Origin of the sequence: Bradyrhizobium retamae, assembly GCF_001440415.1 — a bacterium.
GTDB classification, from domain to species: Bacteria; Pseudomonadota; Alphaproteobacteria; order Rhizobiales; family Xanthobacteraceae; genus Bradyrhizobium; species Bradyrhizobium retamae.
Genome location: NZ_LLYA01000206.1, coordinates 1 through 19,928, shown reverse-complemented (window position 1 = coordinate 19,928; position 19,928 = coordinate 1). Strand labels below are relative to the sequence as shown.

General features: G+C 60.1%; 20 protein-coding genes and 1 pseudogene. 11 read left to right on the top strand and 10 right to left on the bottom strand.

Annotated elements, in window-relative coordinates; genetic code table 11:
- The 3 genes from CQ13_RS36140 to CQ13_RS36130 all read right to left on the bottom strand — a co-directional run.
- A partial coding sequence (locus CQ13_RS36140; RefSeq protein WP_197427555.1) for a phage tail family protein occupies positions 1-1,740 on the bottom strand: 1,740 nt, incomplete at its 3' end.
- A gap of 64 nt (positions 1,741-1,804) precedes the next feature.
- A complete protein-coding gene (locus CQ13_RS36135) occupies positions 1,805-2,269 on the bottom strand; it encodes a hypothetical protein (RefSeq protein ID WP_057847540.1) in 465 nt (154 codons plus the stop codon).
- Between the two features lie 118 nt (positions 2,270-2,387).
- The gene (locus CQ13_RS36130) at positions 2,388-3,038 is read right to left on the bottom strand and encodes a sigma-70 family RNA polymerase sigma factor (protein ID WP_245309561.1); all 651 of its coding nucleotides are present in this window, start codon (positions 3,036-3,038) and stop codon (positions 2,388-2,390) included.
- A gap of 793 nt (positions 3,039-3,831) precedes the next feature.
- On the opposite strand from CQ13_RS36130, the gene CQ13_RS36125 reads away from it, so the two are divergent.
- Positions 3,832-4,233: a hypothetical protein gene (locus CQ13_RS36125; protein WP_156434111.1), complete on the top strand. Its 402-nt coding sequence runs from the start codon at positions 3,832-3,834 to the stop codon at positions 4,231-4,233.
- Between the two features lie 490 nt (positions 4,234-4,723).
- Complete coding sequence (locus CQ13_RS43875) at positions 4,724-4,909, top strand: hypothetical protein (RefSeq protein WP_156434110.1); 186 nt, start codon at positions 4,724-4,726, stop codon at positions 4,907-4,909.
- A 346-nt stretch (positions 4,910-5,255) separates the two neighbouring features.
- Here the strand turns inward: CQ13_RS43875 and CQ13_RS47605 are convergent, their stop codons facing one another.
- Entirely contained in the window at positions 5,256-5,543 is a 288-nt protein-coding gene (locus CQ13_RS47605) for a hypothetical protein (protein ID WP_245309564.1), read from the bottom strand.
- A gap of 90 nt (positions 5,544-5,633) precedes the next feature.
- Here CQ13_RS47605 and CQ13_RS47600 point away from each other — a divergent pair, with 90 nt between their 5' ends.
- The 3 genes from CQ13_RS47600 to CQ13_RS43870 all read left to right on the top strand — a co-directional run bounded on the left by CQ13_RS47600 (position 5,634) and on the right by CQ13_RS43870 (position 9,384).
- Entirely contained in the window at positions 5,634-6,311 is a 678-nt protein-coding gene (locus tag CQ13_RS47600) for a beta-barrel domain-containing protein (protein WP_488225907.1), read from the top strand.
- 4 nt (positions 6,312-6,315) lie between these two features.
- Positions 6,316-8,808, top strand: a complete 2,493-nt coding sequence (locus CQ13_RS36110) for a peptidase domain-containing ABC transporter (protein ID WP_057847536.1) — start codon at positions 6,316-6,318, stop codon at positions 8,806-8,808.
- A gap of 258 nt (positions 8,809-9,066) precedes the next feature.
- The gene (locus CQ13_RS43870; RefSeq protein WP_057847535.1) at positions 9,067-9,384 is read left to right on the top strand and encodes a hypothetical protein; all 318 of its coding nucleotides are present in this window, start codon (positions 9,067-9,069) and stop codon (positions 9,382-9,384) included.
- Between the two features lie 378 nt (positions 9,385-9,762).
- Here the strand turns inward: CQ13_RS43870 and CQ13_RS46895 are convergent, their stop codons facing one another.
- Positions 9,763-10,014: a hypothetical protein gene (locus CQ13_RS46895; RefSeq protein ID WP_347337084.1), complete on the bottom strand. Its 252-nt coding sequence runs from the start codon at positions 10,012-10,014 to the stop codon at positions 9,763-9,765.
- Between the two features lie 963 nt (positions 10,015-10,977).
- Between CQ13_RS46895 and CQ13_RS36095 the strand changes: the two genes are divergently transcribed.
- The 3 genes from CQ13_RS36095 to CQ13_RS46165 are packed head-to-tail and all read left to right on the top strand — an operon-like array spanning position 10,978 to position 12,183.
- A complete protein-coding gene (locus tag CQ13_RS36095) occupies positions 10,978-11,202 on the top strand; it encodes a hypothetical protein (RefSeq protein ID WP_057847533.1) in 225 nt (74 codons plus the stop codon).
- 2 nt (positions 11,203-11,204) lie between these two features.
- Positions 11,205-12,071, top strand: a complete 867-nt coding sequence (locus CQ13_RS46645) for a hypothetical protein (RefSeq protein ID WP_057847532.1) — start codon at positions 11,205-11,207, stop codon at positions 12,069-12,071.
- Positions 12,001-12,183 (top strand): hypothetical protein, encoded by a 183-nt coding sequence (locus CQ13_RS46165; RefSeq protein WP_283807565.1) that lies wholly within the window; start codon positions 12,001-12,003, stop codon positions 12,181-12,183. The genes CQ13_RS46645 and CQ13_RS46165 overlap by 71 nt, the downstream gene beginning before the upstream one ends.
- A gap of 372 nt (positions 12,184-12,555) precedes the next feature.
- Here CQ13_RS46165 and CQ13_RS36085 read toward each other — a convergent pair whose 3' ends face one another.
- The 4 genes from CQ13_RS36085 to CQ13_RS47435 all read right to left on the bottom strand — a co-directional run bounded on the left by CQ13_RS36085 (position 12,556) and on the right by CQ13_RS47435 (position 15,447).
- The gene (locus CQ13_RS36085; RefSeq protein WP_057847531.1) at positions 12,556-12,915 is read right to left on the bottom strand and encodes an SPW repeat protein; all 360 of its coding nucleotides are present in this window, start codon (positions 12,913-12,915) and stop codon (positions 12,556-12,558) included.
- 1,016 nt (positions 12,916-13,931) lie between these two features.
- Positions 13,932-14,114: a hypothetical protein gene (locus tag CQ13_RS43855; RefSeq protein ID WP_156434109.1), complete on the bottom strand. Its 183-nt coding sequence runs from the start codon at positions 14,112-14,114 to the stop codon at positions 13,932-13,934.
- A gap of 86 nt (positions 14,115-14,200) precedes the next feature.
- Positions 14,201-14,509, bottom strand: a complete 309-nt coding sequence (locus CQ13_RS36075; RefSeq protein WP_057847529.1) for an H-NS histone family protein — start codon at positions 14,507-14,509, stop codon at positions 14,201-14,203.
- A gap of 734 nt (positions 14,510-15,243) precedes the next feature.
- Entirely contained in the window at positions 15,244-15,447 is a 204-nt protein-coding gene (locus tag CQ13_RS47435) for a DUF6894 family protein (protein ID WP_057847528.1), read from the bottom strand.
- Between the two features lie 1,048 nt (positions 15,448-16,495).
- Here CQ13_RS47435 and CQ13_RS36065 point away from each other — a divergent pair.
- Positions 16,496-17,389: an alpha/beta hydrolase gene (locus tag CQ13_RS36065; RefSeq protein WP_082637855.1), complete on the top strand. Its 894-nt coding sequence runs from the start codon at positions 16,496-16,498 to the stop codon at positions 17,387-17,389.
- 129 nt (positions 17,390-17,518) lie between these two features.
- Here CQ13_RS36065 and CQ13_RS36055 read toward each other — a convergent pair.
- Positions 17,519-18,508, bottom strand: a pseudogene (locus CQ13_RS36055) (transposase); the annotation flags it as partial.
- Between the two features lie 226 nt (positions 18,509-18,734).
- Between CQ13_RS36055 and msrA the strand changes: the two are divergent.
- Entirely contained in the window at positions 18,735-19,280 is a 546-nt protein-coding gene (gene msrA, locus CQ13_RS36050) for a peptide-methionine (S)-S-oxide reductase MsrA (RefSeq protein WP_057847541.1), read from the top strand.
- A partial coding sequence (locus tag CQ13_RS36045; protein ID WP_245309560.1) for a thiamine pyrophosphate-binding protein occupies positions 19,277-19,928 on the top strand: 652 nt, incomplete at its 3' end. The genes msrA and CQ13_RS36045, both read left to right, overlap by 4 nt.

Here is a 19,928-nt window from a genome sequence, read left to right as displayed (position 1 = left end):
GGTATTGGTCGCGGTCGTGAGCATTGGCTGCGCCTCGACCGGCGCGATCGTGCCGGCCACGTCATGGGTCGGCGTGCTTACGGTGTCGATCACTGTTGTAAGCACCGGCTGCGCCGCCGCCCCGACCGGCGTGATCGGGCCGCCCACGTCGTTGGTCAGCGTGCCCACGGTGTCGATCACTGTTGTAAGCACCGGCTGCGCCGCCGCCCCGACCGGCGTGATCGGGCCGCCCACGTCGTTGGTCAGCGTGCCCACGGTGTCGATCACTGTTGTAAGCACCGGCTGCGCCGCCGCCCCGACCGGCGTGATCGGGCCGCCCACGTTGTTGGTCAGCGTGCCCACGGTGTCGGTCACGGTTGTGAGCACCGGCTGCGCCGCCGCCTCGACCGGCGCGATCGTGCCGGCCACGTCGTTGGTCAGCGTGCCCACGGTGTCGGTCACCGTTGCGAGCACCGGCTGCGCCGCCGCCCCGACCGGCGTGATCGGGCCGCCCACGTTGTTGGTCAGCGTGCCCACGGTGTCGGTCACGGTTGTGAGCACCGGCTGCGCCGCCGCCTCGACCGGCGCGATCGTGCCGGCCACGTCGTTGGTCAGCGTGCCCACGGTGTCGGTCACCGTTGCGAGCACCGGCTGCGCCGCCGCCCCGACCGGCGTGATCGGGCCGCCCACGTTGTTGGTCAGCGTGCCCACGGTGTCGGTCACGGTTGTGAGCACCGGCTGCGCCGCCGCCTCGACCGGCGCGATCGTGCCGGCCACGTCGTTGGTCAGCGTGCCCACGGTGTCGGTCACCGTTGCGAGCACCGGCTGCGCCGCCGCCCCGACCGGCGTGATCGGGCCGCCCACGTTGTTGGTCAGCGTGCCCACGGTGTCGGTCACCGTTGTGAGCACCGGCTGCACTGCCGCCTCGACCGGCGCAATCGCGCCGGCCACGTCCTTAGTCAGCGTGCCCACGGTGTCGGTCGCGGTCGCAAGCACCGGCTGCGCCTCGACCGGCGCAATCGTGCCGCCCACGTCATGGGTCAGCGTGCTTACGGTGTCGGTTGCGGTTGCGAGCACCGGCTGCGCCTCGACCGACGCGATCCCTCCCACCACGTCATTGCTGAGACTGCCGACAGCTCCAAGCAAGGGAGCGAAGCCGATCATCGACGGGCTGATCGACGGGCTGAAAGAGTAGCACGTTGGACTGCACGGATTCGAGCGTTGACCCACCCTGCATTTGAGTGCTTCCGAGGTGGGAATCCGCTGATAGCGGGTTGACGGAACCATCTTCGATTGAGGTGTGAGCGTTATGATGGCAGGACTCGGCATCATCGCCGCCTCCGCCGCCCCCGCCCCCTCGGCGGCGAGAGCTTCGCTGCGGGCGGTGCCCGGCTTGCGCGCATCGTCATGCGGCTGCGCCAACAGCCCGGTCGGATCGAACTGGGCCGCACGCGCCGACGAGGCGGCGGGCCTTTTGGCCGGCTCATCCTCTGCGCCCGTTTTCGAGGGATCAATCGCCGACGGATGGTCATTCGCCGCCTGCGGCGCGGCGCCCGCCTGAGCCGTTTTCGCGTCCTCCTGCTCGGCCGCCGCGGCTTTGAACATGGCGACAAGAAACTCTTCACAGGCAATCAGCGGGGCAGTGAAGAAGGACCAAGTCAGGAAATTGAAAGAGCCGGATCGTTTGTCCACACGCTGCACCCCGGCTTCGAAGATTTTCCGCTCTTGTTCGAACAGTTCACGTTTTTCTACTTGGTTCATGACCGCCGCCTTTTTCTCAGAAACTACTCTCGCGCATTCCGTGCCGGGCGGGTCTTTCGGCGCATCAGGCGTCCGTGCCGTGCGACACGTCCGCCGGCATGTGGAAATCTCCGTCGAAGTGATCCGCGGGGCCCATCTGGCCGATGGCGTATTCGAGCGCGTCGTCGGACGACATCGAAGCGAGCGCGACCTGCATGTCACCCGAATGATCCGGACCATGCGAGCCGAAATCACCATGTGAGAAGTCGAGCTTGGCCAGCGCTTCACCCGGGTTACGATAGGTGTCGCCCTCGGACGGCTTGGGGTCGCAATAGTCCTTCTGCGGCTGGCAGTCGTCGTTCTTGGCGTCCTTCCAGCCACCATCGTGCTTGGAGTAGTCGTCCCGACCCTTGTGATCGTCATTCCTCTTGAAGTGCTCGCCGTTGCCGCAGTCGTCGAGCGTGGTTGGCTTGCATTCCTCGCGTGGGACGCCGATTCCCGGATTCTTAACCAGTCCGAAAATGCTCGTAATCCAGCTCAGGATAGACATGGTTTCGCTCCTAGCTTCGGGTTTGCGACGGGCCCATGCCTGGTCCGGATCACCGCGCCCTCACCCTACTGTCGCTGACGCGCCACGATGGATGCAGCGCGCAAACCAAATTCACGCCTCATTCGAGCTGCCGGCGCATGGCCACCAGCTCTCTCCGGATCCACGCCTTGACCGTTCCGACCGGAACCTGGAGGTATTCGGCGATCTCCTCATGCGTACGCCCGTCGATGATCGCCAGAAGCAGGCTCGCGCGGCGCTTTGGCTCAAGTTGATCGAGCATGGTCCGGAGCGTCATGCTGTCCGGGATGCGAGACGCGGGATTCGGGCCCCTCTGTTCCCGCTCGCAGACGGCGTTCAGCGTGTGCTCCTCGAGCGCGAGTTCTCGCCTGGCGCTCTGCTGCACCTTGAGTGCTGTGTTGCGGACGATCGTGTAGATCCAGCCCCGCGCGGATCCGCGTGCAGGATCGAAGCTTTTGGCACATCGGAGAATCTGCGCGAATGCATCGTGGATGACGTCTTCCGCACGCGACCTATCGTGGACGATGCGGTGCGCCACCGCGCGCAACTGGTCCTTCTCCCGGGCGTAGATTTTTCCGACAGCAGACTGCGATCCGGCGGCGCACTCGATGAGCGCCGTTTCGTAATTGAGAGCCGTCTCGCAATTGAGATAGGTATCATCCTGCGCTGCGCCGGAGCGAGACTCTGCTTTTGTGAACTCGGCTCCGTGGTGGGGCATCGTCGAAGTCACCCCTTCGTAACGCAGACGCAACTATTCCCGTCCAGCGAATATTGCTGGCTTGCATTTCCTGAATACTGGTGGCTTGCATTTCCAGAAACTGGTGGCTTGCATTTCCTGATGCGAAATGAGCCGTTGGGGGAAATCAACTTTGATGCTGAAAATTGTTTCAATCTGCACCATCACAAAATCGTGACGTTTTCGTCAGGGCGCAGCTGGCGCTTAACACTCATGCTCGCTCGCCGCGCGAGTGATGCTCGCTTGCCACGCGAACTGCGGCGACCTGCCCAATCGAGGCACGCGATGGACATGATTTTGATTTTGCATTTTGATTTTGCCCCGGCGAGTAACACTTCATGCTCGCGTGCCACGCGAGTGATGCTCACTTGCCACGCGGGCCGCGGAGACCTGCCCAATCGCGGCACGCGATGGACATGATTGTATTTTGCCGCAGCGAGGGTTCCAGCCTCACAGCACCGATCGACGGCCTCGTCGACGGATTTCAGAACGCGAAATTTGAGAGCGCGTGATGGCGCATGAAGGTCCAATGTTTTCTTAGTTCGGAGCGCGCGCCAGGAACTGGACGCCGCTCGGAACCTTAAGGGGCGTGGCCACGCCATCTCGCTTGATCGAGGAGGAGTGCGTGAGCACCCGCAGTGATCTTGATTGCGATCTCCTCGAGGTCACACGGCATCAATGAACGACAGGCGTTATTCCTTATCGTTATCGGCAAAATTCGAGCGACATTGCATCCAGATTGGCGGCTTCTGACTAGAGGTGGATGGCAGCTGTAACCATGGCGCCATCAACACCCAAGGAAGGTAACATGAAGGCACATCCCGTTGACAGCGACCTTATCCTGTTGAGGGCTGAGCACATGGACCTGCACGATGATACCATCGACGAACTGAGCGGCGACGGCACGATCATCATCGGCCAAGCGAAAGCGGGCGCTATCTACTACTGGCTCACCATAGTACCGGTCGCAGGACCTGTCGTCGCAGAAGGCTCCATCACTGGGCCAGAGGAGTTCATGAGGATGGTCATGAACGCGACTGGTCCGAAGTTGGTGCTGCAGGATGATTATGTCGTAACGCTCCAATGCGAAGGCGGCGCTACGGGCGTTCGATGGGTGAAAGCTCTCGCGGACTGTGGTCCAACAGAACAATGCACGGATCGGAGCGATGCCCTCCGAGTCCTGAATTGGGTGTTAGAGGGCCGCGCTTAGGTCCGCTCCGACGCCGAACGGAATTGGTGAATCGAATCGTCACCATCGAAAACACTGACATTCCGGTGAACAGTGTTTTCGCATTATTCAAGGGCGGGTAAGGACTCCAAGCCATCGCTGGCCCCCCATCAGAATGATTTAGATACGCCTCATTAACCCAGCCTGGACTTGTAGCTGGTCACTCGGCCATGGCAGCACCGATCGCCGATCCGGTCGGCGGATTAAACGTGAATTGAGGGCCCGTTGTCCCGCATGACGGCCATTGCTTTTCTCTGCGGGAGTGCGCGCTTGATCGAGCAGGAGTGGCGTGAGCGCTCGTAACGAGCTTGATTGCGATCTCTTCGACGCCAACCGGTATCAATGAACGGCAAGGATTATGCCGGGAAAAGTTTACGCGGCGTTGCATCCAGATTGGCGGCTTCCGACTAGAGGGTAGTGGTAGCCATTAGTACGGCGCCATCAACATCCAAGAGAGTACAAGGAGAGTAACATGCACGAACTTACCCACCCTGTTGAACTGCGCGACCAAGAACTCGACCTCGTAGCCGCCGGCGGCGACAAGCGCGGCCACGACAAGTGTTGCGGTGGCGACGACAACACACAAGTCGGCTTGGTCAACGTTAACGACACAAACATCGGAGTCAACGTCCTCGGGATCCAGGTGCAATCTACGTAACGACGAGATGCGCGGGCGAACCGCTTCTCCATAGCGGGGGAGCGGTTCTCCACCGCATCATGCGATACCCATCCGCAGCCGTGGCGCGGCGTAGAGAATACTACGCGCAGCCTCAAATCGACGAATGAAAGCGTAGCAACAAGGTGCGTCCATGGCGACACGGCCAGCTCTATTTCGCCAGGAAGCAATCGACTTTCTGCATCAACGCCACAGCTGGGGCGAGGTCGTATCGCTGCAGCCGATATCGAGCACGATCCTCAGCTGGACTCTTGCGGGCCTTGTTGCATTCATTTTGTTTTTTATCTCCATCGCTCAATACGCGCGCAAGGAAACCGTCACCGGCTATCTAACGCCGACCTTCGGAACGGCCAAAATTTTCGTTCCACACCAGGGTTTCATCAAAGAGCTCCACGTCAAGGAGGGTCAGGAGGTTGCCGAGGGCGACCCGCTCCTGACCGTAGTCACTTCCCAAATCAGCGCCAACGGCGATGACGTCAATGCCACCGTTCTCGCAGCGCTGGCGCGGCAACGCGAGGTGGTCGAGCGACAGATCGCTGCGGAAGAGCGCCGGACGGCCTCGGAACACGAGCGCCTCGCTTCCACGACCAAAGGGATCGAGGGGGAGATTGCCCAACTCGAGGACCAGCGCAACATCCAGAACGAACGGCTGAAGCTTTCCGAGAGTTTTGTATCGACGGGCGCTACTCTAATCGCGAAGGGAGCATTGCCGGCCATCGAGCTGAAGCGCCGCGAGCAGGCCGCGCTTGAGCAAGCGCAGCACTTGGCGTCGCTCGATCAGCAGATCACCGTACGACGCACCCAATTGGCTGATGCTCAGCATACGCTCGAGCAACTTCCGATCGTCGCCGCAGAGAGGGTTCGCGTACTGCGCGGCGATCTCTCCTGGATCGAACAGCGCGTCGCCGAGGTGGACGGACGGCGGGCCTACGTTATCAAGGCGCCGACGAGTGGGAGCGTGTCCGCGCTGCATGCAAGTATCGGCAAGGTCGCTGATCCAAAGCATATGCAGCTCGAAATCATCCCGCTTGATTCGACCTTGCAGGCGGAGCTGTTCTTTCCGACGCGCGCGTTCGGATTCGTGCGCCCCGGCCAGCAGGTCAGGATACTTTACGATGCATTTCCCTATCAGAAATTCGGCACCTACCGCGGCAGCGTAACAAAAGTCTCTCAAACGATCCTGACCGGCAATGATGCTACCGGGCCGATCACCCTCCAAGAGCCGGCGTACCGCGTGACTGTGGCTCCCGAGCGGCCCGACATCGATGCCTATGGCCTCAAGACGCCGCTTCAGCCAGGCATGCTGCTCAAGGCCGACGTGATTCTTGAGCAGCGCTCGCTGATGAGGTGGCTGCTTGATCCGGTGTTTAGCGCAAGGATGTAGCCGTATGCAGGCGCTATTGAACTTCAGCGGACGCGGGTTCCTCCCGGTCATCAGGCAGACAGAGGCAGCGGAATGCGGGCTGGCATGCCTTGCCATGGTAGCATCCTATCATGGCCATCGAACTGACATGAATAGCCTGCGGCGGCGGTACGCAATCTCGTTGAAAGGCGTCACTCTCCGCGACCTCATGGAGATAGCGGCTCACCTGGGCCTGGCATGCCGGCCGCTGCGAATCGAGGTTGACCATCTGTGCCAACTGCGTCTCCCGGCCATCCTGCACTGGGACATGGATCATTTCGTTGTCCTGAAGGCGTGCAAGAAGAACGGGATCGTGGTTCACGATCCGGCCGCCGGCGAGAAATGGTTTCCCTTCACCGAAGCATCGAGACATCTCACCGGAGTCGTGCTTGAACTCTCACCCAGTGAAGAGTTCTGCTGCACAGACCAGAGAGTGCGATTACCGTTCTCAGCATTCTGGAGCGGAATGAGGGGAAACTCTCATGTCTTGACGCAAGTATTGGTTCTCTCGCTGGTCATCGAGATCCTTATCCTCGCCGCTCCTTTCTACATGCAGCTCACGGTTGACGAGGTCATCGCCAGAGGCGACGTCGATCTTCTGCTCGTACTCGGGCTTGGATTCGCGCTACTCGTCCTGATCAAAGTCGCGTCGACCGCGACCCGCTCGTTCATTGTTCTTATTCTGCAGAACACGCTGAGCTTTCAGATCGGCGCCCGCCTGTTTCATCATCTGGTGCGTTTGCCACTCTCCTTTTTCGAAAAGCGGCACATCGGCGACATCCTGTCGCGCTTCGGCTCGATCGAGCCTATCCGCAACATGCTAGCGGAGGGACTGATCACGGGCTTGATCGACGGTCTCATGTCGGTGTTGATGCTGGCGTTGATGTTCGCATACAGCGTCCAGCTCGGATTTGTCGTCCTGTGCGCGTTCGCGCTGTACGCCGCTTTGCGACTAGCTCTCTTCAGGATGTTCCGACAACGGAGCGAAGCGGCCATTCAAAGCAAGGCACAGGAAAACTCCACCTTCATCGAAACCGTGCGGGCGGTGCAGAGCCTGAAGCTGCTCAACCGAGAGAACGAGCGGGAGAGCCAGTGGCTGAACCGCTATGCTGAGTTCGTAAATGCCAACGTGCGGCTAGGCCGGGCGAGAATCAGCTTCAAAGCGATCAACGACACGATATTCGGCCTGGAGAACGTAATCACAATCTACCTCGCCGCTCGCCTCGCACTAGACAACCTCATCTCGGTTGGCATGATATTCGCATTCGTCAGCTACAAGCTGCAGTTCGCCGAACGGACAGCGCTGCTGATTGAGAAGCTGGTGGAACTGCGCATTCTCGGATTGCACCTGGAACGCCTCGCCGATATTGCGCTCACCCCACTCGAGCGGGGGCACGACCAGGATCTGTCGTATATGCGACCGATCCGCGGCGCGATCGAACTGCGCAACGTGTGCTTCCGCTATGCAGAAGCAGAGCCTCTGATTCTAAATAACGTTAATCTGTGCGTTGCTCCGGGACAATTCGTGACGATCATGGGACCCTCCGGCTGCGGCAAGACAACTCTGGTCAAGATTATGCTTGGGCTGCTCGAGCCAACGGGCGGGGAGGTCCTGATCGACGGCCTTCCGCTAGGCCAGATCGGACCACGCGTTTATCGCGAACAAATCGGCGTGGTGATGCAGGAGGATCAATTGCTGTCAGGATCTATTGCCGACAATATCTGCTTTTTTGAGACAACATTCGATCAGCAATGGATGGTCGAGTGTGCGCAGATCGCCGGCATCCACGACGATGTCATGGCAATGCCGATGAGCTACAACAGCCTCATCGGTGACATGGGAAGCTCACTATCCAGCGGGCAGAAACAGCGCGTACTGCTTGCGCGCGCGCTCTATCGCCGACCAAAGATCCTGTTTCTGGACGAGGGCACGGCACATCTGGACACCGACAAGGAAAAAGAAATCAATGCCAATCTCCGGCATCTAAATATGACTCGCGTGAGTATAGCACACCGACCCGAAATCGCCCACGGTGCGGATATGATCATCCGTCTTCCCGCGGCGGCCCGGCCGCTGCAGGTCGGAGTTCCCGGCCGCAGACCAGCAGCGGCGCCTGCGCGCGATGCTGGTCTCACCGGGGTTTCCGGTGAAGGCGCGCAATCGACCAAGGTCGCGCAGGGCCACGACGACTGCTCCGACGACAACCGCAAGGGCGACTATTCGAAGCATGCCGGGAAGGTCGACTGCTCGAAAGACGGCAAGGGCGAGTACTCCAAGCAGGATGGTGGCTGGAAGGACGCCAAGAACGACGACTGTCAGCCGCAGAAGGACAATTGCGACCCCAAGCCGTCCGACGACTGCGGCAAGGGCGAAACTTATCGTAACCCGGGTGAAGCGCTGGCCAAGTTCGACTTCTCACATGGTGATTTCGGGTGCATGCAGGGCTCGGCACGTCGAGATAAGGGCCCTTCGCAGTAATCTCCTGCGTGTCGCACCGGCAGTTTGATGCATGACTATCGGCTGCCGTATCGATCCCGGCCAGAAGAGCGGGCCTTCCGTTCTTTGGTCTTGGGCGAGACACTGCTCTATCGCGCCGTCAAACATGATTGCGACGCCTGCGAGCTTAAGGCACGTTGCTGTCCGAAGATGCCCGCCCGCAAGGTCCCACGTTCAATCCGAAGGGGCCACGAGCCGACATGCGAGGCTCGAACTTCACCTCAGACGAATTGGGAAGCAATGCAAGCCGCCCTGTCGAAGTACCTATGGGCATGCCCCGCCGCGGACGCCTTGGCTGGGCATTTCTCGATATGGGCAAAATATGGTTTGGCTGCACGGTTCTGGCCTGCTCCGGATTACGAATTAAGCCAAGTGAAGCCGCTGAATTGCACCGGTGTGGCTTGCAACAAAGTCCTCGACGTGTTCGGGTACTGGTACGCCATCGATATCGCAGCGGGTTTGAATTTCTTCGGCTACTTGGTTGGAAACATCCTCGATCCAGTGCTCAAGTGTGTTGAAGGCCATTACGCGAACCGGAGCTTTGAGTTGGCCGGTTAGGAGATCGGAGATGATCGTTTCGACGTCGTCCCGCTCAATCCCCTTTTCGGGGCAATCACTGTGTGACGGTCGGGAACAATCGAACACAAGGTAGACGGTCTGATCAGCGCCGTAAGGCACTACCGTCGGCGACCAACTTGTCATATGCATCTCCCCGTTGCTCTCCTTCGATGCAAGTTACTGTAACGTCTGCCACGCTACTTCTAGTCGGAAGCCGACAATCTGGATGCACTGCCGCGCAAATTTTGTCCGGCATTTGATGGCCGCCTTTCGTCGCCATGCAGCCCGGGCATGATTGCCGAGTCGCACGCCCGTCGCCATGCTTTTGAACCCGAGGTTCGGCTCCAAACACGCCCTGGATCCTTTGTCTGCATCGGCTTATCCGTAACGGAAAAAGATCAACAGCTTCGGTAAGAGCGCGCCCTCGCCGTTCGCGGCTGACCTAGTCCGGGCCCGGTAAGGGACGGAGGCGCGGAAGCGCATCCAGATAATCGTCGCATCCAGCGCGAGCACATCGAACGCGCAGAGCTGTACCTTTTCATTGTGCTTGCCGGAATGCAGGGCGTTGAAATCGGAGACGCCGTCGACGCCGATGACCTTCGGCTGCCGCTCGTTGGCGCATCGGTGCACACGCCCGCATAGCTCCACGCGCCGAGTTGCTTGCTGCACGGATAAAGAATTGACTTGGAACTAGCCGCTCAGGCTTCCTATCGCGCGTCACAAGCGGCGGTGGAGGCGAGCGTGGACTGAAGTCCGGTCTATCGCTGGCAACCGACCTGACAACGGCTTAAGCGTTGTTCGGCTCGGGCCATAAGCCGGCTTGCTGATATCAATCACCAGGTCAGCGATCGGATGTGCTGCTGCGACAAGCGCGTCGATCCTGAAATTGGTCAGCGTTGTTGACGTCTACGTCACCTGATCGCAACAGCCAGCGAAAACTCGAACTCTGCCGGTTGTCTGCCACATTTTCGGCAATTTGTGCGATAGTACCGGTGCCAGTGCTAGCTTAGATTGAGTTTGCACGTCTGCACGCCGCCTTCCGGAAGCGATCTGGTGTGGCACCGATTGGGGCATCGCGCGTGCGGACCAACGAACCAGCCGACGCGGTCCGACCTTTTTCACAATTTGAAACGCGTATGGCGCTGGGCGCTGCCGCGGGAAGGATGTGATCGGTGAGCAAACCAATCGGCACAACTTGGACGTCTCTCTCAGATGCATTTCCCAGGCTTGGAGTGCATGTGCGATCGGTTGTCGTCGTCGCTGCGCTGCCCGTGGCGGCAACTGTGACCACGAATTAGGCCAAAGCAGCTTGTAATCCTGGTGTTAGCTGTCGCGCCGGGCCAGGCGAGGTGCTGGTCCTTCCGAGTGCGACGAACCCGTCGCTGTCCTATACCGCTAACGTCGCCAACGCCCTCGTGGCGCAGAGTGCAGGCGCCGGCATTACCGCCAACGGCGTTACGTTCACCGCGCCCAGAGACACCGTCTTGGCAGGTACAACGCTGCTACCCGGTACGATCATCCTGAAACGGCGGTACGGTTATTTCCAACGGCGGCTTCGCCATCCAGCAGCAGGGCCAAGGACAGATCACAGTAATGGATACCATCGTCCGGGGAGGAGGCGTCCTCGGCGACGCGGCAATACGGCACACCATCACTACTGTGGATCCCATGACGCTCACGCGCGTCCAGGTCTCCACTGACGCGGCGGGTGTGGCCGGCCTGGACGCGGACTCGCCTGCGGCGTCGCTCAATGCCAACGATGTCGTCGTAACAACGACAGGAAACAACGCGGACGGTGTCAGGGGGGTGGCCGGCTGACAATGACCGGCGGCACTGTCACGACCTCCGGCAGCACTTCGCGCGGCCTGTTCGCGTCCGGAGCGGACGCCGATTTTACTGCCACAGGCGTTTCCTTCATGATGGCTGGTCAGGAGAGCCACGGCGCGTTCGCTCAAAGTGGGGCGCGTATAGCCTTGAACGGAGTGACGATCTCAACTACGGGCGAGAACGCTGCAGGCGCGACTGCACGGTTGGGTGCCAGCCTCACGATGAGTGGCGGATCGCTCTTGACCACCGGTATCGGGGCCCATGGCGTGGACGTCGAAAGCGGGAGCGCAGTTACGGCCGCAGGTCTCCGCGTGACCGCAACAGGACCTGACGCGAGTGCCCTGTTTATGACGGGTCCGGCGGGCACCTTGCAGACGGCCAACGTTTCCGAAAGCAAGCTGACCAGCGCAGCAGCGCCGGCCATCAAGGTTCTCGGTGGTGCCGCCAATGTGCAGCTGGCAGGCGCAGTCGTGACCGGCAACGGGATCTGGCTCAGCGTCGCAGATGGCACCGCGCCAGGATTGCTCGGTCTGAATGCAGACTCCTCCATCCTGCGGGGCGCGGCGCTCACCACCGGCACGTCAACCTCAAACATCGTGCTGCAGAATGGCACGGTCTGGAATCTAACCGGTGACTCTAACGTCACCAATCTCACCAATCGTGAGAGTTCGATTTTGTTCTCGCCGCCGGTGGGCGGCGTGTTCAAGGCCCTGACGACGGCGAACTACGTCGGTGCCAGCGGCACTCAACACGTTCCTTGGCAGCGACGGTTCACCCTCCGACAAGCTCATCATCAACGGCGGCAGCGCGACCGGCAACTCGTTCTTGTACATCACCAACGCCGGCGGTCCTGGCGATGAGACGACGGCGAATGGCATCCGGGTGGTGCAGGCGATCAACGGCGGCACCACGGCTGGCATCTCTTCGCTCCATCTGAAGCGCGTAATTGCGCAAGCAGAATGCAGAGCCTGAGTCGCGGCTGACCTGCGGCGAAGATGCGATGGATGTAAGACCGCCTTCGGGCGGTCTCTTGTCCGAGTGTCGGCACAGATTGAGATTAACCCACGCCATAAGGCTTTTTGAGAAAGTAGTCGCAGTTGCCCGCGCCTTCTCGGCGTGCTGATCGATCGCAACAATGATCGCCTGTACGTGCCGGTAACGGTATCCCCTCGCGCGCCGCGCTGACGCAATTCAGCAAGCGCGGCGATCCAAGGCGAAGGGTTCACCTGGTCATCGTGCCATTTCAAATGGTCGCCCATCACCAGCTGCGGCCGCCAAGCATCGTAGGCCCGCCCTGCTCTGCTTTGAGCTGGTCCCGCTCGGCGCCTGGCCCGCCGACGGGCCTCACTGCCCGGTGGTCAGCCGCGGCGGGATCTGGGACATCATCCAGAGCTCGATCGCTGCCAGGATCGCGACCGCGGCGCCGATGATCACATGCACCGTCATCGCAGTGGTTCCCTGGAAGCCCAACACCCAGGGCGAAACCAGCGCCCATAAGCCGACAATGAGGTTCAGCCACTCCTCCCACACCGCGAATGCGGCCAGCGCCGCGATCGCAAGGACCGCGATGGCGATGCCGGTGATGTAGGCGTTGGTGGAAACCGTTCCGGCGTCGAAGCCGAACATCCAGGGCGAAACAAATAGAATCGCGCCAAGGATCAGGTTTGCGACGTCGCACAATTTGGCGTTCGTCCAGTTCTCCATGACACCCTCCACTGGAGGTTTTTCACGCCAATTCAACCCGTAGGATCGACGCGCCGGTCCCATCGACGCCCGCGGTATAATGGCAACGGAGCGGACCCGCCACGCTTCGAGAATTTTTTCGACCGCCCCTCTCCCGCTCCGCGCCCGCCTCGCGCACCACCAGCGAAGGCCGACGCGCTGGGCGATTGAACCGAAGCCGCGCTGCCGGCGGGCGGTGGCCCCGCTGGGGCGGCCAGATACATCCCGCCGGTTAGCGGACCAACAGGACCACGACGGCGCCGGCGAAACCCAACACCAAAATGCTGGCAGCCGTGGCGGTGACTAAGTCAACTGACCAGTGCTGCCCGATGAGATCGAGGTGTCTTGAGCGACTTTCGTCTCGATACAGATGAAGGCGCATGGCAGCAGCGCTCCTTGCGCGCGTTGGGGGATGACTCAATCGGCCGCCGCCAAAACAGTTCCGAGCAATTTAGCCCGCGGCTCATTTCTTTGTCGTCACCCACCTTTTGGTGCCTCCCTCGGTTCCCAGGTCGATCGCCTCACCCGCTCGGTCGCTTTCCGTCGCGGCTGCTGGAGGCTGGAGTCGGCGGCAATCGCGGTGTGAAGCCGACGGCATGCGCGCAGCCTCAGGGCGGCCCGCTTGGTCAAGCCACAGCCGCGCTGTCGGGAGAATGTTGCAATCTTTGGAACTCCGGGCACGGCCAAACGTCGAATCCCCGCTTCCGGCCGATGCCCCCAAAGCCCCCTGGCCGGAGGAAAACCTGCCTACAGGTTGGCGGCCCCAGCCTGAAAACCTGGGGCCGCTTTGGCTCGCTGGATCGTGGAAGGCGCCCATGCACTTCAGCCGCATTGCTCCCGCGACACAGGAGCTAGAGATATGGAGCGCGAGCGAGTGCGGCTTCTCATTCGTAATCAGTAATGAGAGTAGCAGTGGTCCTGGACTCCACGGGAAACCTGGCTTTGTAGCCTCTTGGCGCCCCATCAATTTAAACAGGACTGCCATCAGGGTAGGCGGATCACCCTTTAAGACGTTCGCCGAAGCCGAGAACGCCTGTGAGGCCATGCTTGCGCACCTGACCAAATAGCTTTGGATCTCCGGTGGGGACGCAGAAAAGCTGAGAGAGACGAACGTCTTTGTCTACATCGACACCAGCAAGCAGGTTGGCGATCCCGAGCACATCAAGGTGTTCGCCATCCAAGACGCCGCGGAAACCCGGTTCGAGAGAACGACCCGGAAGGGGTCGCATTTGAATACGAGGTTTGTGACCCTGGATCGGGCGGTAGCTTAGCGTCTATTGGCCGCCTTCTTGATTCTGAAATCGTCGATCCGCTTACCCGAGCGCAACTGCGCAACCAGCCAGCGCGGCTGTTTGCCCCGTCCGGCCCAAGTCTCTGAGGGCTGATCAGGATTACGATATTTCGGGAGTACCCGCGGGTACGAACGACGCCCTGACACCGGGGCTTCCAACAGCTTCAGACGCTCTTCTAGTCGCAGTTTTTCCGTTTGGATTCGTTGCTGCAACAATTCAGAGACCTCAATGTGCAGGGACCATAAGTCATCGGCACCCATTCCATCGAGTTCGATTCGTTTCATGATTGTCCCCGTGATAACTATTGTCCCCGTGATAACTCTTCATGCATCCCTTCCGTGATTTATCCGTGATTTAATCAAACCACGTTGTTTTTATTGAGTACGGTAAAATCGCGGCCTCATGTGCTACGGTTCCCCGAATGGAACCAACTCTGGTTCAAGTTTGCGCTCCACATGTATTTTCTACAACATTAAGTTTTTCGTTTCGGGGGCTGAGTTATGTCAAAGCAAAGCCGCGACGTAGAATCACTCCGTCAAATTGATAATGGTTCAATACGAAGAGCTTCTTTGTTTACGAGCACAAGTCGCCAGCTTGCTCTTTCCTTTGAAAAGATTGCCGCGTCGCAGGCATAGGATTACACGCAGCAGTCGGTCGACAGCACGATCCGTGCAGCGAAATGAGCGGCCAGTTTCTTCGCGACCCATCCTGCTAGTGATATCGGAGCGTCCTGAAGCAGCTACAAAGCCCTCGCCTTCGGGCCAGCAATTCGAAGCCGATAAGAATAGCCGTGCAGCCAGCCAGCGCGGCCAAGGCCAAAAAAAGAACCGTCGCGAGCATGGGAAATCTCCAGCCCGATGATTCGCAATTTCATAAACTGCGAACCATCTGAGCCAAATGGTTAAGAAAGCTTTAATCCGGAAGGCGTGGCGTTTGAGAGTGCGTCGACATCGCCGAGGCTACTAAGATGTGGCCTTTGAGTACGAAGTGCTCGAATGAGGTCGCCAACTGAGGCAGCTTAGACACCTATCCAATAGGTATCTTCCGTGTCCTTTCGAGTGAGCACCACGCAGGTATTGCCTCTTAGATTTGGTCGCGTGGCCGCCAACTCCGCCGCCAGTCGCTGAGCAGCCTGGAAAGCCTCCAGGTCGTCTTCAAATGCGAAGCCGCCTGGGTCATTGATTTTCTGTGCACCCTGGAGGTCGAAGTAATATCGCCCCATCGCACGCACCTGGGCTGAGTTTCAACCCTCGGCATGTCATGCACCGAGTATGGAATCTGTTCCGGGCCACAAAAGTGGAACCTGAATCTTGGTTTATCAGTAGTTTTGCGGGGAATGCATTCTCTGTCTGTTCTCAATACCCTTGAGCTAGGTCAACGGAGCCTCAAGCGGCAGCCGCGACGTCCCCACAATGGACCGCAACACGCTCTACTTCCGGCTCTCGCTAATCTGGCTGGTCGTGCTGGCTGGCTGCTTTGTGTTCGTGGCGATGGGCTAGTACGATGTCCTCGAATGAACTGCCAACGAAAAGCCCGGCAACCGGGCCGGGCGATCGATAAATAATTGCAGGTGTTGAAATGCCGACATTAAGGCACTTGCCGCTTTCCGTGTCGGTTCTACTTGCGACTCTGGAACGAAGTTTCCGGGAAAAAGTCGCAGATGAAGCCCCTCCCCAGCCGTGAACCGGCGGCAGGAAAGCCGCCCGCTGCGCGAGAGAGGACCAAAAACCCATCACGAAGCGCGTTTCTTGATTCAGCGAAGGTCGCCAAAAAAGCTCACTCAGACAGTCGCGGCCGCCACGGCGAGCGAAGCATTTCGCAAAAATCAGTGGCAGCCTCGTTCTACCTGATCTTACGCTCAATATCCTCTTGAGTGGGACCGGGCGGCAGTTTCTTGGCCTGCCTGCGCAGCTTCGCTGTATTTTGGGCAAGTCGTTCCTCGAGTGAATGGGCTTGTTTGAAACGGCGACGCTTAATAACCATTGCTGTTGTCCATCCCGTTTGGAGAAAGGCGGGAGAGCGAGCGCGCCCTCCTCGCCGGACCTCTCTTTCGGCAAGCGTACTAGGCCGCTGCAAGCCGCTCTGTAGAACGCAAGCGCATGGCCTTTCCACCTGGCGGGTTTCGTGGGCCGTTGCCGTCTAGCGCGCAAAGCGCCTCAAGTATTTCGTCGATATGAACGAGCGCTTTCAGTCCATCCGGTGCACGAAGCGCTGGACAAGACGCGATCGCCGAAGCATCCGAAGCACCGAAACTCTTGACCGAGCACTTCATGATCGACGCTGTCGATCCTGGGACGAAGCTGTACATCAGAAACAAGCGCCCGGAGGACATGACGCAATTTGCGGCACAGAAAACGCTGCTGTTTGTCCATGGTGCGACCTTGCCAGGCGAGGTGACATTCGATTTTCCGCTCGAAGGACTATCCTGGATGGACCACATCGCCCACCGCGGCTGGGATGTGTACCTGGTGGATGTGCGCGGCTACGGTCGATCGACACGGCCACCGGAAATGGATCAGCCAGCAGCCGGCAACCCTCCCATCGCCACGACCGATGTCGCGGTGAGGGATGTCAGTTCCGCCATCGATTTCATCCTTCAGCGGCGAGGCGTCTCCAAGCTCAGTCTCCTGGGCTGGTCATGGGGCGCGGTCATCACCGGCGCCTACATCGGCGAACACAACGACAAGGTCGATAACCTGGTGTTCTTTGCGCCCGGCTGGCTGCGAACCCCGCCGCCCTCGCAAACTGCGCCCCCTCCGTTGGGCGCCTACGTTGCAGCCCCGCCCACGCGGGAGCGCCTGCAGGTCGGCGCACCCGATGATCGAAAGCGCGACTTGATGCCGGGGTTCGAGGCGTGGGCCGCGGCCGCCATCGCCTCCGATCCCGTAGGCTCGAAACAGGAGCCCCCGGTGCTGCGCAGCCCGGCAGGCGTATTTCAGGACAACAGGAATTTCTGGCAGGCAGGCAAGCCATATTATAATCCAGCGCAGATCAAGGTCCCCACGCTGGTGATCGTCGCGGAGTGGGATGGGCTCGCCCCTCCCGAGGGCGCGCAGGCGATTTTCCGCAAGCTGCCGAGCGGCCCCCACAAGCGGCTTGTCATGCTTGGCGAGGGAACCCATTTCCTCATGAGGTGCAACTCTTCCTCGATAGGGCGCGCCTGACAAACTGACAACTCTTCGCCCTCTTCGTGGAGCGGTATTACCATTTCGATCAAGCCGGTTGCGCACATCGTCAGGGGGCGGCTACTTGAGGATGCGCGTCATGCCCTCGTGCACGGTACCGCTCGTCCCAAGCCGCTTACCACCAGGGCAGTGATAGACGTCGCCCGGCCGCATCATATCGAAAGTCGCTCCGCGAGAAGGTGCCATCATCCCGCTTCGATTTATCGAACACAGGAATGTGTAGCGCGATGCCCTTCTCCTCGACCAGCCAGTTCAGCATCGGAGCAGCTCCATAAGCGGTATCTCCGATAAGCCGCTCTGGCTTGAGACCGAAGCGCTGCTCGGTCCGTTCGATCATAGTCTTTGCTGCGCCAACGTCGGCCTGGCGAATTGCGCGGGAAGCCTCGACGTCAACGACGACACCGAACTTCACGTCGATGAAATAGTTATCGGAGTACGCGAAGAATGCTGCCCCTTTGTGAGCCCGGTCCACTGCGCTGCCGGATCGGATGGCGAGATAAACTTCGGGACGACATCGCTGGCGGCGCCCCACGCCGTATCGTTGAGGGTCGCCAGATACTCCTTCACCGCGCGGCTAGACCTGGCTGGATCGCGATCCCTGCACCAGTCCTGACCTGCGATCGAGCGCTGCTTGTTGGCATCGGCTTGGATCAGGCTCGCATCGACCGCAAAGCCTTCGCCGCCAACCAGACCGGCGGCAATGCACGCCTCGACGACCCGCTCGAACACGCGACGAAAGACATCCCCATCGCGGAAACGCTCGTTGCGAGCGCGTGAGAACGCCGAATGGTCCGGGATGGCGTCCTTGATACCGAGCTTGCAGAACCAACGATAGGCGAGGTTCACCTGTACTTCGCGGCAGATCAATCGCTCCGAGCGGATCGCAAAGACATACCCTACGATCAGCATCCGGATCATCAACTCCGGATCGATCGACGGGCGACCCGTAGACGAATAATGAGGTGCAAGTTCGCTGCGCAGCCAGGACAGATCAACAGAACTGTCGATCTTGCGCACCAGATGATCTTCGGGGATCGCGTCGCCAAGACGAAAGTCGTAGAACAGTTGACCTTGGTCACTCTTCAGACGGCCCATCATGGATCGACCCCGCCGAGATACGCGTCAACACAACGGAATCACGCTTCTCGGCCTGTCTCAACCGACTTTTGCAACAAAATCGGTCAAAAACAGACTTCACCGGAACGACCGCTTCTGGCGCAAACCAGAGGTTCATTGATATTTGCGCTCTTGCATCGTTCGGCCTCATTGTGCGTCCTTGATGGAGCTCGGGACCGACGACCGCAGCGAGCCAGGGAGAACAGACATGACAGTTTCGGCGGAACGGGCAGTCCTTGCCGACGGCTGCTTCTGGGGGGTGCAGGATCTGCTACGCCGCTATCCCGGCGTGATTTCAACCAGGGTCGGCTACACCGGCGGCGAGGTGCCAAACGCGACCTATCGCAACCACGGCAATCACGCCGAAGCGATTGAGATCACCTTCGATCCGCAGACTATCAGCTATCGCAAGCTGCTGGAGTTCTTTTTCCAGATCCATGATCCCTCGACGCTTAACCGCCAGGGCAACGACCGGGGCGCGAGCTACCGGTCGGCCATCTTCTATACCAGCGACGCGCAGAAGCGTACCGCGGAAGACACCATCGCCGATGTCGACGCTTCCGGCCTTTGGCCGGGCAAGGTTGTCACCGAGGTGGCCCCTGCCGGACCGTTCTGGGAGGCCGAGCCCGAGCATCAGGATTATCTGGAAAAATATCCTGACGGCTACACCTGTCACTTCATTCGGCCGGAATGGACGCTGCCGCATCGGGCGGAGAAAGCTGCAACAGGCGTGAGCGGAGTTTCGGTCGCGTGACAAAAGCCTCCGATCTGCTGGTGGCCGCCCTTGAGAACGAGGGCGTCGGGTACATCTTCGCTATTCCCGGCGAGGAGAATCTCGACGTACTGGAGTCGCTGCGGCGCTCGAAGATCAAGCTGGTGCTGACGCGGCACGAACAGGCTGCCGGCTTCATGGCGGCCACCTTCGGGCGTCTCACCGGGCGTGCGGGCGTCTGCCTGACGACGCTGGGTCCCGGTGCGCTCAATTTGACGACGGCTGCGGCTTACGCGCATTTGGGCGCGATGCCGATGGTCATGATCACAGGACAGAAGGCGATCCGGAGCAGTCGCCAGGCGCGCTTCCAAATCGTTGACATCGTCGCGACCATGCGACCGCTCACCAAGATGGCGACGCAGATCGTCTCCGCGCAGAATATTCCGACCCTGGTTCGCGACGCCTTCCGGGTCGCGCAGCAGGAGCGGCCGGGCCCCGTGCATCTCGAACTGCCCGAGGATATCGCGGCCGACGAAGCCGCGGCCGACATCGTTCCCCCGCATGTCGTCGAGCTTCCGGTCGCGCCTGCAGCGGCCATCGAGCGCGCCGCAGCCATGATCATGGGCGCCAGCAGACCGCTCGTCATGCTGGGCGCCGCGGCGAGCCGCCCGCATCTCGCCGAGCCGCTGT